This is a genomic window from Thalassotalea agarivorans, from assembly GCF_030295955.1.
In the GTDB taxonomy this organism is placed as follows: Bacteria; Pseudomonadota; Gammaproteobacteria; order Enterobacterales; family Alteromonadaceae; genus Thalassotalea_D; species Thalassotalea_D agarivorans.
Map to the genome: position 1 here is coordinate 652,058 of NZ_AP027363.1, position 15,711 is coordinate 667,768.

Genomic DNA, 15,711 nt, shown 5'->3' on the forward strand with positions numbered 1-15,711 from the left:
AAGTTCACCGAATATACACCTCTAGTTGCTAAACTACTAAAAAATATCGTCATTTTGGGGAAAGTGATCCACTTTGCCCCACGGTTTAGCTCTTTTCTTGCTAAGCCTTGAAAATTCTGCGCTAGCGCATGATCAAATTTTACATTCTTTGCTTGACATCACTTGGTTTTGGTCACTAAACTACATAAATGTGGGAAAAAGTGGGAAATAGTGGATCAAGAGACTGATCCCGACAAAGATAAGTAGGATTATGTTTAGAGGCACCAGTGCGATCACGCTCGACAGCAAGAACCGTATCACGATACCAACCAAGTATCGTGAAGAGCTTGTTGCCGATTGCCAAGGCAAAATGGTGTGTACTGTTGATATTCAACATCCCTGTCTTCTACTTTATCCGCTCCCAGAATGGGAAGAAATAGAATTAAAACTCACCAAGTTGTCTAGCATGAATCCGCAAGAACGTTTGTTACAACAAGTGTTACTTGGCAACGCATCTGACGTTGAAATGGATAAAAGCGGCCGTCTTTTAATTAATGGTCCGCTTAGAAATCACGCCAGTTTAGAAAAAAACATCATGCTAGTTGGTCAATTAAAAAAATTCGAAATTTGGAGTGAGTCGGCTTGGCAGGAGCAGATGCAAAGTGGCATCAATAAGATCCAGTCAGGCGAGATTGAATTAACAGAGCGTTTACTTGACTTGTCACTGTAACGATAAAAAATGTCAGCGGAAAATTTACATATTTCAGTATTGCTGCAACCAGCAATCGACAACCTAGCCATTGATCCAGATGGCACCTACATCGACTGTACTTTCGGTCGAGGAGGCCACTCCGGCCTAATTTTAAACCACTTATCTGAAAACGGGCGTTTAATCGCCATCGACCGTGATCCCACAGCAATTGAAGCCGCTAAAAAATATGCTGACGATAGCCGCTTTTTAATTGAACACCACGGTTTTTCAGAGCTTGCCAATATTGCTGTGAAGCACGAGATTACAGGCAAGGTAGACGGTATTTTATTTGACTTAGGCGTCTCGTCCCCACAACTTGACGTCGCAGAGCGTGGCTTTAGTTTCATGAACGATGGTCCGCTTGATATGAGAATGGATACCTCTAAAGGGCAAACCGCAGCGCAGTGGCTTGCTCATGCTGATGTTGAAGACATTAGTTGGGTACTAAAAACCTTTGGCGAGGAAAAACTTGCATGGCGAATCGCCAATGCAATTGTTGACGCTAGAGAAGAAACACCCATTGAAAGAACGGGCCAATTGGCAGCAATCGTAAAAACGGCCGCGCCTCAGCCAAAACTCAAAAAGCATCCTGCGACACGCACATTCCAAGCGATTCGTATGTATGTAAATAGCGAGTTAGAGCAGATTGAGAAAGCGCTTGATGCCAGTTTGTCGGTGCTTAAGCCCGGTGGCCGACTTGTTGTTATTAGCTTTCATTCATTGGAAGACAGGCTAGTTAAACAGTTTATGAAGAAACATTCTCAAGGTAAACAAGTGCCAAGAGGATTGCCAATAAGTGAAGAGGAATTACAGAAAGGAAAAAAATTGGCATTGGTAGGTAAAAAACAAAAGCCTAGCAAGCAAGAAGTAGATGAAAATATAAGATCGCGTAGTTCGGTATTGAGGGTCGCAGAGCGACTAGCTGATTAATATGGCTGATAACAAGAGCGTTCTGGTTTTAGACATTTGGCAAGATATTAAGCGTCATATGTTTAGCTACTTGTTAATGCTACTTGTTGTGATTTCAGCGTTTGCGGTGATTTATTTCACGCACATGAATCGCCAAACAACGAGTGACTTAGAAAATTTGTTAACCGAGCGAGATGAATTAGATATCGAGTGGCGTAATTTGCTACTGGAGCAAAATAGTTTAGCGGAACATAGCGAAATAGAAAAAAAAGCACAACGTGAATTGAGGATGCAGCGCCCAGAATCGGGTTCTGAAATAATATTAAAAATTAAATGAGCAAGGCAGTGAATAGTAAGAAAACAACACAAAAACCAAACACCGTAGCATGGCGTTTTTACGTCGTGATTGGTGCTATTGTGCTTGTTTATTTTGCGCTTACTGCACGTGCTGCTTACATTCAGATTATTGAACCTGACATGCTGAAAAAGCAAGGTGATCGTCGTTCAATGCGGGTTGCTAGTTCCAAAGTACAACGTGGTTCAATTGTTGACCGTCATGGCGACGAACTTGCCGTAAGCGTGCCTGTTGAAACGGTATGGGCAGATCCTAAAGTTGTCATGGATAAAAATGCCTTGGCAATGGTTGAGCATTGGCAAGCTCTAGCTGATGTATTGCATCAAGATGTGAATAAATTAACGCAACGCATTGTTCGCAATCCGGCAAAACGATTTGTATATATTGAACGCCAAGTTTCCCCTGCCATGGCTGATTACATTCAAGCCCTTAAGATTCCAGGTATTTATCTGCGTAAGGAATCTAAACGTTTTTATCCTGCTGGCGAAATTAGTGCCCACGTTGTTGGCTTTACCAATGTCGATGACAAAGGTATTGAAGGCGTCGAAAAAGTGTTTGATGAAACACTTACCGGTACAGATGGACGCAAGCGTTTTAGAAAAGATGCGAAAGGCCGCAAAATAGAAATTATTTCCGTGGAAGAGTCAACGCCACCACAAGATGTTGCTTTGACTATCGACCAGCGCATTCAAGCATTGGCATATAAGGAACTGAAAGGAGCGGTTAAAGCATTTAAAGCAAGCTCAGGCTCGGTGATTGTAGCTGATGTACATACAGGTGAGATTCTGGCGTTGGCCAATGCGCCATCATTTAACCCGAATAATAGAGCGAATACTGCAACGCATCGTTTTAGAAACCGCGCGATTACAGATACCTTTGAACCGGGCTCAACAATGAAGCCTTTGTCTGTATTGAGCGCTTTAGAGTTTGGTAGCGCAGAACTAGACACCGTGGTAAACACTAGCCCGGGTTGGATGAGACTAGGTGGACGCCGTGTTAGCGATCCTATTAATCGCGGAAAGCTTACTTTACCTGAAATCTTAGCCACGTCATCAAATATGGGCACGACAAAACTTGCGTTATCGATGCCTAAAGAATTTTTACTAGACCGATTCTTCGATGCTGGCTTTGCAGAAGATACAGGTACTGGCTTAGCAGGTGAACATACCGGCGTTATGCATGATCGCCCGCGTTGGTCAAAATTTGAATTAGCGACATTATCCTTCGGTTACGGCTTAGCGATTACGCCAATGCAATTAGCAAGATTTTACGCAACCCTAGCAAATGGCGGTATTAAACGTCCATTTTCTATCGTAAAACAAGAGCATGTGCCAGAGGGCGAACAAATTTTTACGCCAGAGCTAACTTCTGAGTTAGTTACCATGCTTGAAGGCGTTGTAACTAATGGCGGTGCACCTAAAGCTAAAGTTGATGGTTACAGAGTCGGTGGTAAAACCGGTACCATCAAAAAAGCAGTTGCTGGTGGCTATGGTAATGACTATGTCGGTTTATTTGCAGGGGTAGCACCAATAAGTAACCCTCGCTTGGTGGTCGTTGTTGTAATTAACGAACCAGGTGGTGACCTATATCACGGTAGTGATGTATCAGCGCCCGTTTTCTCGCGCGTGATGAAAGGCTCGCTGCGTTTACTAAATATTGCACCTGATCAAGTATCACCAAAACAACTTGCTAAGTCAGTAGATAAGGAGGATGACAATGCCTAACGCCTTATCTCGACTTCTTAGCGCCGCAAACATTGCTTTCGACAAACAGATTGAAAGCAGACAGTTAGTTAATGACAGCCGCGAAATCAAAACGGGTGACGTATTTTGTGCGGTAATAGGTAGTGCGTCCAACGGTAATTTGTTTATCTCTGCAGCCATTGAAAAAGGCTGTAGCGTAGTGTTATCGCAATGTCAGCAGCAAGAGCAACATGGCAATGTGCGCGAAGAGCAGGGCGTGCCAGTTATCAGTATGTATCAGCTCGACCAATCCCTAGCCGATTTGGCGCTATGGTACTACGATAATCCGCAGAAAAAATTGAACATTTTTGGCGTAACTGGGACTAATGGTAAAACAAGTGTTAGCCAGCTTATCGCTCAGCTATTAGAACAACTTGGAAAAAAAGCCGCTGTTATCGGTACAACAGGCGCTGGCCGTTTGAACGCGCTCACACCAATTGCCAACACCACACCAGGTCCGACTGAGTTAGCTCAGTTATTTGCTCAATTCGTTGAACAAGGTATCACTGATGTTGCCATGGAAGTATCTTCCCATGCCCTAGAGCAAAAAAGAGTCGACGCTAGCTTATTCGATATCGCTGTGTTTACCAATTTAAGCCGAGATCACCTTGATTATCATGGCACAATGGAAAACTATGCGGCTGAAAAATTTAAAGTGTTTTCAGGCCAACAAAAACAAGTGGCAATACTCAACGCAGATGATGCTCAAGCAAAACAATGGTTACCAGTAATGACACAACCCGTGTGTCTGTTTAGCTGCAAGCAAGATGTTAGCGACAATCGCTATTTTGTTTACGCCAAAGAAGTGTCACTAACTCGTCAAGGTATGTCTTTATCGATTGTTACGCATAAAGGTCCATTAACAATAAGTGCCCAGCTAATAGGTGCATTTAATGTGGAAAATCTATTGGCGGCCATTGCAGTGGCAGTGATGCAAGAATATAGGCTTACGGATATAGAACAAGCGGTGGCTGCAATAACCCCTATCACCGGTCGAATGGAAACATTTTCTGCACCGGGAGAGACGACGGCCGTAGTTGATTACGCTCACACGCCAGATGCACTAGAAAATGCATTGTCTGCATGTCGTCAACATTGTGCAGGCAGTTTGTGGGTTGTCTTTGGTTGTGGCGGCGATCGAGACAAAGGTAAGCGCCCACTTATGGGGCAGGTTGCTGAAAAAGGGGCGGATAATATCGTTGTCACCAATGATAATCCGCGTACCGAAACACCAGAAAATATTGCCAGCGACATTTTGGCAGGTATTGAAAACAAGCAAAGAGTTCAAGTATTGCTGGATCGCCAGCGTGCGGTGTTGTCAACGCTGCAACAAGCTAAATCAGACGACATGGTTTTGCTTGCAGGTAAAGGCCACGAAGATTATGTCATCGTTGGCGAAGACACTATTTATTATAACGAAAGAGAAGTTGTTTCAAATTTCTTCTCAACTAAAAAAGAGGGCATGCAATGATTTCATTATCTTTATCAGAAATTGCAACTGCCGTGTCTGGAGAGTTAATCGGGAAAGACATCACCATAGAATCGGTAACAACCGACAGTCGTGCGCTAACACACGGTGATGTCTTCCTCGCCCTTAAGGGGGCGAACTTTGATGGTCACCGTTTTGTAGAGCAAGTATTGGCACAAGGTGCTAGTGCGGTGATTGTTAGTACTAAACAAAAGACGGATACTCCGCAAATTGTCGTCAATGATACGCACAAAGCATTGGGTTTATTGGGTGCTTATGTAAAACAGCAAGTCGCGCCAAAAACCGTTGCAATTACTGGCAGTAGCGGAAAAACAACCGTTAAAGAAATGGTTGCCGCTATTTTGTCGCGCCTTGGCAATGTGTTAGCAACGGCAGGCAACTTTAATAATGATATTGGTGTGCCTTTAACCTTACTGCGTTTAGAAAAACAACATGAATTCGCTGTGATGGAATTAGGTGCAAATCATATCGGTGAAATTTCCTATACATCAGGATTAGTAAAACCAGATATTTCGGTTATCAACAACATTGCCGCCGCTCATCTCGAAGGCTTCGGCGATTTATGCGGCGTTGCGCGCGCAAAAGGCGAAATATACGAAGGGCTAAAGCCAGGCGGTATAGCACTATACAACAAAGATTGTAAGTATGCACATAAGTGGCAGTGGCGTTTAACAGATAAAACCGTGAAGACTTTTTCATGTCTAAACAAGGCAGATGTTTACAGCGAAAATGTGTCGCTTAATGCCATTGGCTGCCCAGCGTTTACGTTGAATGCAAATGGCGAGACTATCGATATTACGTTGCCAATTCCTGGCCGACACAATGTGTGTAACGCGGTAGCCGCGGCGACTATAGCTTTGGAATTTGGTGCAACCCTTGAAGATATTCAACAAGGACTAGAGCAGATGGCGCCGGTTAAAGGACGCTTGAATCTACACAAGTTATCAGATGATTTCACCGTGATAGATGATACCTACAATGCCAATGTTGAATCGAACAAAGCAGCAGCCGAACTGCTCGCAAGTTATAGCGGGAAACGCGTATTAATTTTAGGTGATATGGCTGAACTAGGCAGTGAAGCTCGCAATTATCATCATGAGGTTGGCGCTCACGCAAAAGGTCTTGGTATTGATAATTTGCTAACGCTTGGCGTACTTAGCCAAAACACATCGATGGCATTCAATGGCGATGGCTACCACTTTACTGAAAGAGAAATGTTAATCGAACAACTAAAACAACTTGTGGTTGATGAAAAACAACCTGTAACCATTCTTGTTAAAGGGTCACGCAGTTCGCATATGGAAAATGTAGTGAAGGACATTTTGGCTTGGCATAAAAACACAAGCGTTGAGGAGCAAGTCTAATGTTATTGTGGCTAGCGGATTATCTAACGCAGTTTTATACAGGCTTCAACGTTTTTTCATATTTAACGTTTAGAGCTATTGTCAGTACGTTAACTGCTTTAGGCATTTCCATTTATTTTGGCCCTAAGCTAATTCGTAAGTTACAACTACTGAGTTTCGGTCAAACGGTACGTGATGATGGCCCTCAAAGCCATTTGTCTAAGCAAGGCACGCCGACTATGGGCGGCATCTTAATCCTTGGCGCTATTGTTACAAGTGTTTTGCTTTGGGCTGACTTAAGCAACGTATATGTTTGGGTAGTGCTATTTGTTATCTCCTCTTTTGGCATCTTGGGATTTGTAGACGACTATCGCAAAGTTGTGCGAAAGGACCCTAAAGGGCTAATTGCACGTTGGAAATATTTTTGGCAAACAGTGTTAGGCCTTGGTACTGCATTCTTCTTGTATTGGTTCTCACAATCTCCGCAAGAAACTGCCCTGTTATTGCCTTTTATCAAAGACGTCATGCCGCAACTTGGCTTGCTTTATATTTTGCTTACCTATTTCGTGATTGTTGGTACCAGCAATGCCGTCAATTTAACTGATGGTTTAGATGGTTTAGCTATCGTTCCTACCGTAATGGTAGCCGGTGCATTTGCCATTTTTGCTTACATGACAGGCAATATTAATTTCTCTGCTTACTTACATATTCCTTATATTCCGCTGACAAGTGAATTGGTGGTGGTATGTACGGCAATTGTTGGCGCAGGGCTAGGTTTTTTATGGTTTAACACGTATCCAGCACAAGTATTTATGGGCGATGTTGGTTCATTAGCACTTGGTGCTGCTTTAGGTGTTATTGCCGTGCTTGTTCGCCAAGAACTGGTGCTGTTTATTATGGGTGGTGTCTTTGTTATCGAAACATTGTCGGTCATTTTGCAAGTGGGCTCTTACAAGCTAAGAGGCCAACGCATATTCAGAATGGCACCGATTCATCACCACTATGAATTAAAAGGTTGGCCAGAGCCACGCGTCATCGTGCGCTTTTGGATTATTTCTTTAATGTTAGTGCTAATCGGTTTAGCAACGTTGAAACTTAGGTAACTAATGGATTTTTTGACGCAACTTAACAATAGCAACGTACTCGTACTCGGTGCAGGTGTCACCGGGATGTCGTGTGCGCGCTTTTTAGCGTCAAAAGATATCGCTTTTTCACTTAATGACAGCCGTGATGCTGTTTTAGATGCTGCAATGTTCAGCAAAGAATTTCCACATGCAACGCTGAGCTTAGGCAAGTGGGATACAAAATTAATTGCAGCAGCAGATATTATCATCATTAGCCCTGGTATTGATTTAGCAACGCCAGCACTTGCCGCTAAACGCGATGATTGCGAAGTAATTGGCGATGTAGAAATTTATTGTCGATTGAAAGACACGCCAATACTGGCAGTTACGGGATCAAATGGTAAATCTACGGTTGTAAGTTTGCTTGCCCATATCGGCGAACAGCTTGGCAAGCAGGTTGCTTTAGGTGGCAACATTGGTGTGCCTGTGTTGGATAATATCGCGCTTGACTTAGATTGTTTGATTTTAGAGCTTTCTAGTTTTCAGCTGGAATCTATGCACTCGATGCAAGCTGTTGCAGCAACGGTGTTAAATGTGAGCGACGATCACCTTGATCGACACAAAACACTTGAAAATTATCAGGCCATTAAACAACGCATATACAGCCAAGCATCCTGCGCTATTGTCAATCGTCAGGATAATCGCACCTTTACCTCGCATAATCATCAAATTAGTTTTGGTGATGATAAACCTGGACATAACCAATTTGGTTTGTACCAAGGTGCGCTCTATTTTGGTGAGCAAAAGTTAGTGGATATAGCGTCACTAACTATCGCAGGTAAACATAATGCGATAAATGCGCTAGCTGCATTAGCCTTGGGTTATGAATTAGGCTGGCCACTAGAAGATATGGCAGCAGCATTAAGCAGTTTCGAAGGTCTAGCACATCGCTGTCAAAAGGTCAGCGATAAAGCAGGGATTACTTGGATTAATGACTCTAAGGCAACCAACGTTGGTGCAACAGAGGCTGCGATCGAGGGTTTGGCGGCAATAAAGCCGGCAGGAAGCAACATCGTTTTAATTGCTGGTGGCGAAGGTAAAGGGGCTAACTTTTCGCCACTGGCACCCTTATTTGAGCAAGCATTGTCTGTGCTGATTACTCTAGGTAAAGACGGTCCGATGCTTGCGCAATTAAAGAAAGGGGCAATTGAAGTAGAAGACATGGAGCAAGCCGTTGAATGTGCGTACAAGCACGCGAAGGCGGGCGACATTGTAATTTTGTCTCCAGCATGTGCCAGTTTAGACATGTATAAAAACTACATGGTACGTGGCGAAGTATTTAAACAAGCTGTGGATGAACTTACGTTGGAGGAGGCTCTCGTATGACGACATTAACGCCTTCTTTTAATGTGTTTAAGCAGCTTAAGCTGCCGATGTGGATTGCGCCAAAGACTCAAGATGCTGTGACCTTTGATCGCACATACATAGTCATTGCAGTGTTGATGTATATGATCGGCTTAGTAATGGTCGCTAGCTCGTCTATGCCGGTAGCGGAAAAGTTGTTTAACAACCCATTCCACTTTGTGATCAGGCATGTCATTTATATTGGTTTGAGTGTAATCATTGCGGCTGTATTTTTAACTATGCCGATGCATAAATGGAAAGAATACAGTGGTAACTTTTTACTTGCCGCTATTGCGCTGTTAGTGCTGGTGTTGCTTGTTGGACGCACCGTTAATGGCTCTACACGTTGGTTGGTGTTAGGTCCTATTACTGTGCAAGCGGCAGAGCCGGCAAAACTGTTTTTCTTCTGTTATCTCGCGTCATATTTGGTGCGCAGAAGAACGGAAGTTATGGAGCATGTTAAAGGCTTTTATAAACCGCTAATCGTGTTTGGTGTACTGGCCTTTTTATTATTGAATCAGCCAGATTTAGGTACTGTTGTCGTCATGTTTGTTACGACCATTGGTTTATTGTTCCTTGCAGGGGCAAAACTATGGCAATTTCTTGCAGTCTCCGCTGTAGGGATATCAGCTATTGTCGCGCTTGCTGTATTTACACCGTATCGCTGGCGTCGTATTACCAGCTTTTTGGATCCATGGGCAGATCCTTTTGGCAGTGGCTATCAGTTAACCCAATCACTGATGGCATATGGTCGTGGAGAAGTCTTTGGTCAGGGGCTAGGCAATAGTATTCAAAAACTAGAATATTTACCCGAAGCTCACACTGATTTTGTTATGGCAATACTGGCAGAGGAATTTGGTTTTATCGGTATCAGTATTGTGCTGTTTTTAAGCATGATTTTAGTGCTAAAAGCACTACTGTTAGGGCGCGAAGCGCTAAACAGAGAAAAATACTTTGAAGGGTTTTTCGCATACGGTATTGGCATTTGGATGAGTTTCCAAACAGCGGTTAATATCGGTGCTAGCGCAGGTATAGTGCCAACAAAAGGGTTAACTATGCCGCTAATTAGCTATGGCGGTAGTTCAATGATCATTATGACTATTGCTGTGGTTGTTTTAATTAGAATTGATCACGAATTAAGGTTGCAAAGTCTTCAAGCAACCAAGAAAGGGGGGCAAACATGACGCAAGTTGTAGGTGAAAGTCAGAAACGCCCAACTGTATTGGTAATGGCAGGCGGTACCGGAGGACATATTTTCCCGGGGATCGCGGTCGCAGATTATATGAAGGCACAAGGATGGCATGTTCATTGGTTAGGTACGGCAAAGCGTATGGAAGCCGATATTGTGCCGGCTCATGGTTATGATATTTCGTTTATAAATATCGCGGGTCTGCGCAATAAAAATTGGCGCACGTGGTTAAAAACACCATTTAAGTTATTGCAGTCGCTGATGCAATCGATCCGCGTTATTCGCAAAGTGAATCCAGACGTAGTGTTGGGAATGGGTGGCTATGCAAGCGCACCTGGTGGTTTTGCAGCATGGCTAATGAGCAAGCCACTGGTATTGCATGAACAAAATGCGGTAGCAGGTTTAAGTAATCGTTTTTTAAGTTATCTGGCAACAAATATTTTTAGTGCCTTTCCAGGTGCATTTGCAGCGAAGCGCGCTGAAGTAGTGGGTAATCCACTTCGCCAAGATATCTTATCTTTGGAACAAGTAATTCCTGAGCAACCAGCGACAACGAAGAAAGTGTTAGTGGTCGGCGGTAGTTTGGGGGCGCAAGTGTTAAACGAAACTGTGCCACAAGCGATTGCTCAAATTAAATTACAAAACATTACTGTGTGGCATCAAACAGGTAAAGGAAATCACCACGAAGTGGACAACAGTTATCACCAATACGGTGTTAATAAAGACAAAGTCAAAGTGAGTGAGTTTATTGATGATATGGCTGACGCATATCAGTGGGCAGATGTCGTTATTTGTCGAGCGGGTGCTTTAACGGTTTCCGAACTAGCCATGGCGGCAAAACCGGCAATTTTTGTTCCTTTGCCACACGCTGTTGATGATCATCAAACGAAGAACGCCATGTATTTAGTCGAGCGCGGTGCGGCAAAGTTATTACCGCAAAAAGAGTTAAACGGGACGACACTTGCACAAATGCTAAATAGCTTATTTGTGTCGGACACTGTAGTGCAAAAAATGTCAAAAGCGGCGCATGATGCAGCGCATGCCGATGCAACTAAAAAAGTAGCTCAACGTTGTATGGAGTTAGGTAGCAAATGAGTACAGTAATTGGACAAATGAAAATTCCAGAAATGCGTCGAGTAAAGCGCATTCACTTTGTTGGTATCGGTGGTGCTGGCATGGGTGGTATTGCTGAGGTATTGCTCAATGAAGGCTATCAAATCAGTGGTTCAGATATTGCCGAAAATCAGGTAGTAAGACGCTTACGAGATTTAGGTGCACAGATAGCTATAGGCCACCAGGCAAAGAATATTGATGGCGCCAGCGTTATTGTGGTGTCTACAGCGATCGACAACACTAACCCTGAAATCAATGCCGCATCAGAGCAACGCATACCGGTTGTTCGTCGCGCCGAAATGCTAGCCGAATTAATGCGTTTTAGACATGGCATTGCTATTGCGGGTACACACGGTAAAACAACCACAACAAGTTTGATTTCAAGTGTATTTGCAGAAGCAGGGCTTGATCCGACGTTTGTTATCGGTGGCCTATTAAATAGTGCTGGAACAAACGCTCGACTGGGTTCAAGCAGATATTTAATAGCAGAAGCCGACGAAAGTGACGCGTCATTCTTGCACTTACAACCTATGGTAGCGGTTATAACCAATATTGACGCTGACCATATGGAAACCTATCAAGGCGATTTTGAAAAACTTAAAGATACTTATATCGAGTTTTTACACAACTTACCTTTTTATGGTTTAGCGGTTGTCTGTATTGATAATCCCGTGGTACGAGAAATTTTGCCTCGCATTAGTCGTCAAGTAGTGACGTATGGTTTTTCTGAAGATGCTGACGTGCAAGCAACGAACTATCAGCAACAAGGTGGTGTTAGTTACTTCACGGTAGAGCGAGCAGGCGAGATGCCACTAGAACTTAGTGTTAATTTGCCAGGGCAGCACAACGTACTTAATGCACTTGCTGCAATCGCAGTAGCAACAGATGAACATATTGCAGATAAATCTATTGCTGCTGCATTGGAAAAATTTGCAGGTATAGGTCGCCGTTTTGAACAGCTGGCAGACTTAAAGACGAAAAACGGCAACATGGTGTTGGTCGATGACTATGGACACCATCCGAGTGAAGTGAAAGCGACGATTAAAGCAATGCGCAATGGTTGGCCAGAAAAACGTTTGGTGATGGTTTTTCAACCGCATCGTTATTCGCGCACACGCGATTTATATGACGATTTTGTTGATGTGCTATCGGATGTTGATTGTCTTCTGTTGCTTGATGTTTATGCAGCGGGAGAAGCGCCAATAGCGGGCGCTGAAAGTAAAAACTTAGCTGGCAGTATCCGTCAACGCGGACAAATAGACCCTATTTATGTTGGCGACATTACTAAGTTAGCAGAGCTTTTAGCAGCGCAACTACAAGATGGTGACATGGTGATTACCCAAGGCGCAGGCAACATAGGTGCAATTGCTCGTGACCTAGTGAATCAAGATATATTGCAGGAGGGCGCTAATGTTTAGTCCTCAGGGAACGTCTGTTGCTGTTTTATATGGCGGAAACTCAGCTGAGCGAGAGGTGTCTTTACGTTCAGGAGATGCCATTGCACGTGGTTTAGAGCAAGCTGGTTTTCAGGTTCGTTTGATTGATACCAAAGAAGCAGATGTCTTTAGTCTGTCTTCATTAGCTTTGGATTGTGTGTTTATAGCCTTGCACGGTCGCGGCGGTGAAGATGGCAGCGTTCAAGGTGCGCTTGAATATATTGGATTGCCGTATACGGGATCTGATGTGCTTGGTTCAGCATTGTCTATGGATAAGAACCGCACCAAGCAATTATGGCAAGGCATTGGCTTGCCAACAGCAGATTTTCGCGTAGTAGAAAAGCAGAGTTACAACGCGGCAGATGCGGCAAAAATTATTACCGCATTTGGCAAGGTAATGGTAAAGCCGGCTCACGAAGGTTCAAGCATTGGAATGGCTAAAGCGTCAAGTGCGGTGGAATTGCATGCTGCGCTTAGTGAAGCATTTAAACACGACGTCAGCGTTTTAGTAGAACAATGGATTGATGGACCAGAGTATACGGTTGCAATCTTAGGTGATAAGGCGTTACCGCCAATTAAAATGGAAACGCCAAATGAGTTTTATGACTATCAGGCAAAGTACCAGTCTACAACAACACAATATCACTGCCCATGTGGTTTGAGTGATGCAGACGAAGAAGAGCTAAAGCAGCTTGCCCTTAAAGCGTTTAAGTCGACAGGCGCTAAAGTCTGGGGTCGTGTAGATGTTATGCGTGACGCTAATGGTCAATGGCAATTACTTGAGGTTAATACGGTGCCAGGAATGACGGAAACGTCGCTTGTGCCAAAAGCTGCAAACGTTGAAGGTTTATCGTTTGTAGAACTTGTTACCGAAGTTGTTCGTTTGAGTATGGAGAAATAAACCATGGCGCGAGCAAGACGAAAAAGTACCAAAACTAAAACACCATTGCATTGGAGTTTTTGGCTAGGTGTCAGCTTTTTTGTCTTGGTTATCATCGGTGTGCTATTTGCAAGTTACAGTATTACCGAAAAGATGGTTGAAGAAGAGTCTATGCCGGTCAGTATCGTAAAAGTTAGTGGCGAAATGCCCTATACGATCAAAGCGGATATAGATGGGGCGATAGCGCAAGTAAACTTGGGTAATTTTTTTCAAGTTGACGTTGATGAGATTCAGCGACAAGTGATGAATTTACCATGGGTGTACTCAGTATCAGTACGTAAACAATGGCCTAACCAAGTCAATATTTACGTGGTAGATCAAACACCTGTTGCCCGTTGGAATGGAGACTTTTTTCTTAATGCAAAAGGTCATGTGTTCCAAGCAAGTGCAGATAGAGTCGCACACTTCTTGCCCTCATTTTACGGGCCAGAGGGAAGTGAATTAGATAGTTTAGCTAGGTTTCAAGATTTCAATCGACTACTTGATTACAGAAACCTCGCCATCGAAGAGTTAGTGTTGTCTGAGCGTTACTCATGGCAAATCACATTGGATGACGGTGTAAGGCTGAATTTAGGACGAGAAGAAGGGATAGAGCGGATACAGCGCTTTATGGATGTATACCAACAATTAAAAGTAAATGCGGCCGAAGGCAAGCAAATCGATTATGTAGATTTGCGCTACGACACCGGTGTAGCAGTTGGTTGGAAAGAACAAGAAAAACAAGAAAGAGTTTAACGTTAATGGCAAAAGGTAACGAAAGAAATTTAGTTGTTGGATTGGATATCGGTACATCCAAAATATCTGTTGCTGTCGGTGAAATAACCCATGACAACCAGTTAAGTATTGTTGGCGTAGGTAATCAACCTTCACGCGGTATGGATAAGGGTGGGGTGAGTGACCTTAACCTAGTTATTCAATCTATTCAGCGCGCTATTAACGAAGCTGAACTAATGGCTGATTGTCATATCGACTCGGTGTATTTAGGTATTTCAGGCAAGCATATTAGCTGTCAGAACGAAAACGGCATGGTACCAATCAACGATCAAGAAGTTATTCAAGAAGACGTTGATAATGTGATTCACACCGCGCGCAGTGTACCTATCTCTGCTGAGCGAAGAATGCTACATGTGTTGCCACAAGAATTTAGTATCGACAGCCAAGAAGGTATAAAAAGTCCTATTGGCATGTCTGGGGTGCGAATGGAAGCGAAGGTTCATATCGTTACCTGTGCTAATGATATGGCGAAAAACTTAGTTAAGTGTGTTGAGCGCTGTGATGTAAAAGCAGATCAACTGATTTTCTCTGCACTTGCTTCAAGCTATGCGGTACTGACAGATGACGAAAAAGAGTTAGGTATCTGCGTGGTAGATATTGGTGCTGGCACCATGGATATTTCAGTATTTACCGGCGGTGCGCTGCGCCATACTGCTGTAATTCCTGTGGCGGGAAACCAAGTGACAAGTGATATAGCCAAAATATTCCGCACGCCTCTTAGCCATGCAGAAGATATCAAGGTGAAGTATGCCTGTGCATTGCGCCAAATGGTGAGCATGGAAGAAAACATTGAAGTACCGAGTGTCGGCGGTAGGCCAGCACGTTCAATGTCTCGCCATACACTGGCTGAAGTGGTTGAGCCTCGCTATCACGAGCTATTTGAGCTTGTGCAAGAAGAGTTGCGAGAAGCAGGTTTAGAAGAACAGATTGCTGCAGGTTATGTATTGACCGGTGGTACAGCGAAAATGGAAGGTGTCGTTGAATTTGCAGAAGAAGTCTTCCAAATGCCAGTTCGCGTGGCAAACCCAACAGGGTTAGTTGGTTTAAAAGAATATGTGAATGATCCAACGTACGCGACAGTAGTTGGCTTATTGCGTTACGGCATGCAAGCCACAGACGCTGACGAAAATGATAAGAAACTGGGCGAAGGAGTGAGTGTAAAAGGTCTTTGGGACAAACTCAGCGCTTGGTTTAAAGGTGAATTTTAACAATTAATAACAAAT

The 15,711-nt window shown here is 43.6% G+C and carries 14 protein-coding genes; all 14 read left to right on the plus strand.

The features are described 5' to 3' along the window. Positions 1-250: 250 nt before the first annotated feature. From mraZ to ftsA, 14 genes are read left to right on the plus strand one after another with little or no spacing between them, the layout of a single operon-like run. On the plus strand, positions 251-709 hold the full coding sequence (mraZ, locus tag QUD85_RS03025) for a division/cell wall cluster transcriptional repressor MraZ (RefSeq protein ID WP_093327995.1): 459 nt from the start codon (positions 251-253) through the stop codon (positions 707-709). Between the two features lie 9 nt (positions 710-718). Next, a complete protein-coding gene (gene rsmH, locus QUD85_RS03030) occupies positions 719-1,660 on the plus strand; it encodes a 16S rRNA (cytosine(1402)-N(4))-methyltransferase RsmH (RefSeq protein WP_093327993.1) in 942 nt (313 codons plus the stop codon). Position 1,661: 1 nt separating this feature from the next. Next, on the plus strand, positions 1,662-1,976 hold the full coding sequence (gene ftsL / locus QUD85_RS03035; protein ID WP_093327992.1) for a cell division protein FtsL: 315 nt from the start codon (positions 1,662-1,664) through the stop codon (positions 1,974-1,976). Next, positions 1,973-3,718 (plus strand): penicillin-binding transpeptidase domain-containing protein, encoded by a 1,746-nt coding sequence (locus QUD85_RS03040; RefSeq protein WP_093327991.1) that lies wholly within the window; start codon positions 1,973-1,975, stop codon positions 3,716-3,718. The genes ftsL and QUD85_RS03040 overlap by 4 nt, the downstream gene beginning before the upstream one ends. Continuing rightward, entirely contained in the window at positions 3,711-5,207 is a 1,497-nt protein-coding gene (gene murE / locus QUD85_RS03045) for a UDP-N-acetylmuramoyl-L-alanyl-D-glutamate--2,6-diaminopimelate ligase (protein ID WP_177168844.1), read from the plus strand. The genes QUD85_RS03040 and murE overlap by 8 nt, the downstream gene beginning before the upstream one ends. Continuing rightward, positions 5,204-6,589, plus strand: coding sequence for a UDP-N-acetylmuramoyl-tripeptide--D-alanyl-D-alanine ligase (gene murF / locus QUD85_RS03050; protein ID WP_093327989.1), 1,386 nt, complete (start codon positions 5,204-5,206; stop codon positions 6,587-6,589). The genes murE and murF overlap by 4 nt, the downstream gene beginning before the upstream one ends. After that, positions 6,589-7,671: a phospho-N-acetylmuramoyl-pentapeptide-transferase gene (gene mraY / locus QUD85_RS03055; RefSeq protein ID WP_093327988.1), complete on the plus strand. Its 1,083-nt coding sequence runs from the start codon at positions 6,589-6,591 to the stop codon at positions 7,669-7,671. The genes murF and mraY overlap by 1 nt, the downstream gene beginning before the upstream one ends. Positions 7,672-7,674: 3 nt before the next feature. After that, positions 7,675-9,018, plus strand: coding sequence for a UDP-N-acetylmuramoyl-L-alanine--D-glutamate ligase (murD, locus tag QUD85_RS03060; protein ID WP_093327987.1), 1,344 nt, complete (start codon positions 7,675-7,677; stop codon positions 9,016-9,018). A 47-nt stretch (positions 9,019-9,065) separates the two neighbouring features. After that, complete coding sequence (ftsW, locus tag QUD85_RS03065; protein ID WP_245732063.1) at positions 9,066-10,220, plus strand: cell division protein FtsW; 1,155 nt, start codon at positions 9,066-9,068, stop codon at positions 10,218-10,220. Further along, positions 10,217-11,320 (plus strand): undecaprenyldiphospho-muramoylpentapeptide beta-N-acetylglucosaminyltransferase, encoded by a 1,104-nt coding sequence (murG, locus tag QUD85_RS03070; RefSeq protein ID WP_093327984.1) that lies wholly within the window; start codon positions 10,217-10,219, stop codon positions 11,318-11,320. The genes ftsW and murG overlap by 4 nt, the downstream gene beginning before the upstream one ends. Then, positions 11,317-12,756 (plus strand): UDP-N-acetylmuramate--L-alanine ligase, encoded by a 1,440-nt coding sequence (murC, locus tag QUD85_RS03075; RefSeq protein ID WP_093327982.1) that lies wholly within the window; start codon positions 11,317-11,319, stop codon positions 12,754-12,756. The genes murG and murC overlap by 4 nt, the downstream gene beginning before the upstream one ends. Beyond that, a complete protein-coding gene (locus QUD85_RS03080) occupies positions 12,749-13,675 on the plus strand; it encodes a D-alanine--D-alanine ligase (RefSeq protein WP_093327981.1) in 927 nt (308 codons plus the stop codon). Before murC ends, QUD85_RS03080 begins: the two co-directional genes overlap by 8 nt. A gap of 3 nt (positions 13,676-13,678) precedes the next feature. Then, positions 13,679-14,449 carry a cell division protein FtsQ/DivIB gene (locus tag QUD85_RS03085; protein WP_093327979.1) on the plus strand — a complete coding sequence of 257 codons (771 nt, stop codon included), beginning with the start codon at positions 13,679-13,681 and terminating at the stop codon, positions 14,447-14,449. A 5-nt stretch (positions 14,450-14,454) separates the two neighbouring features. Further along, the gene (ftsA, locus tag QUD85_RS03090) at positions 14,455-15,696 is read left to right on the plus strand and encodes a cell division protein FtsA (RefSeq protein WP_093327977.1); all 1,242 of its coding nucleotides are present in this window, start codon (positions 14,455-14,457) and stop codon (positions 15,694-15,696) included. Positions 15,697-15,711 lie beyond the last annotated feature (15 nt).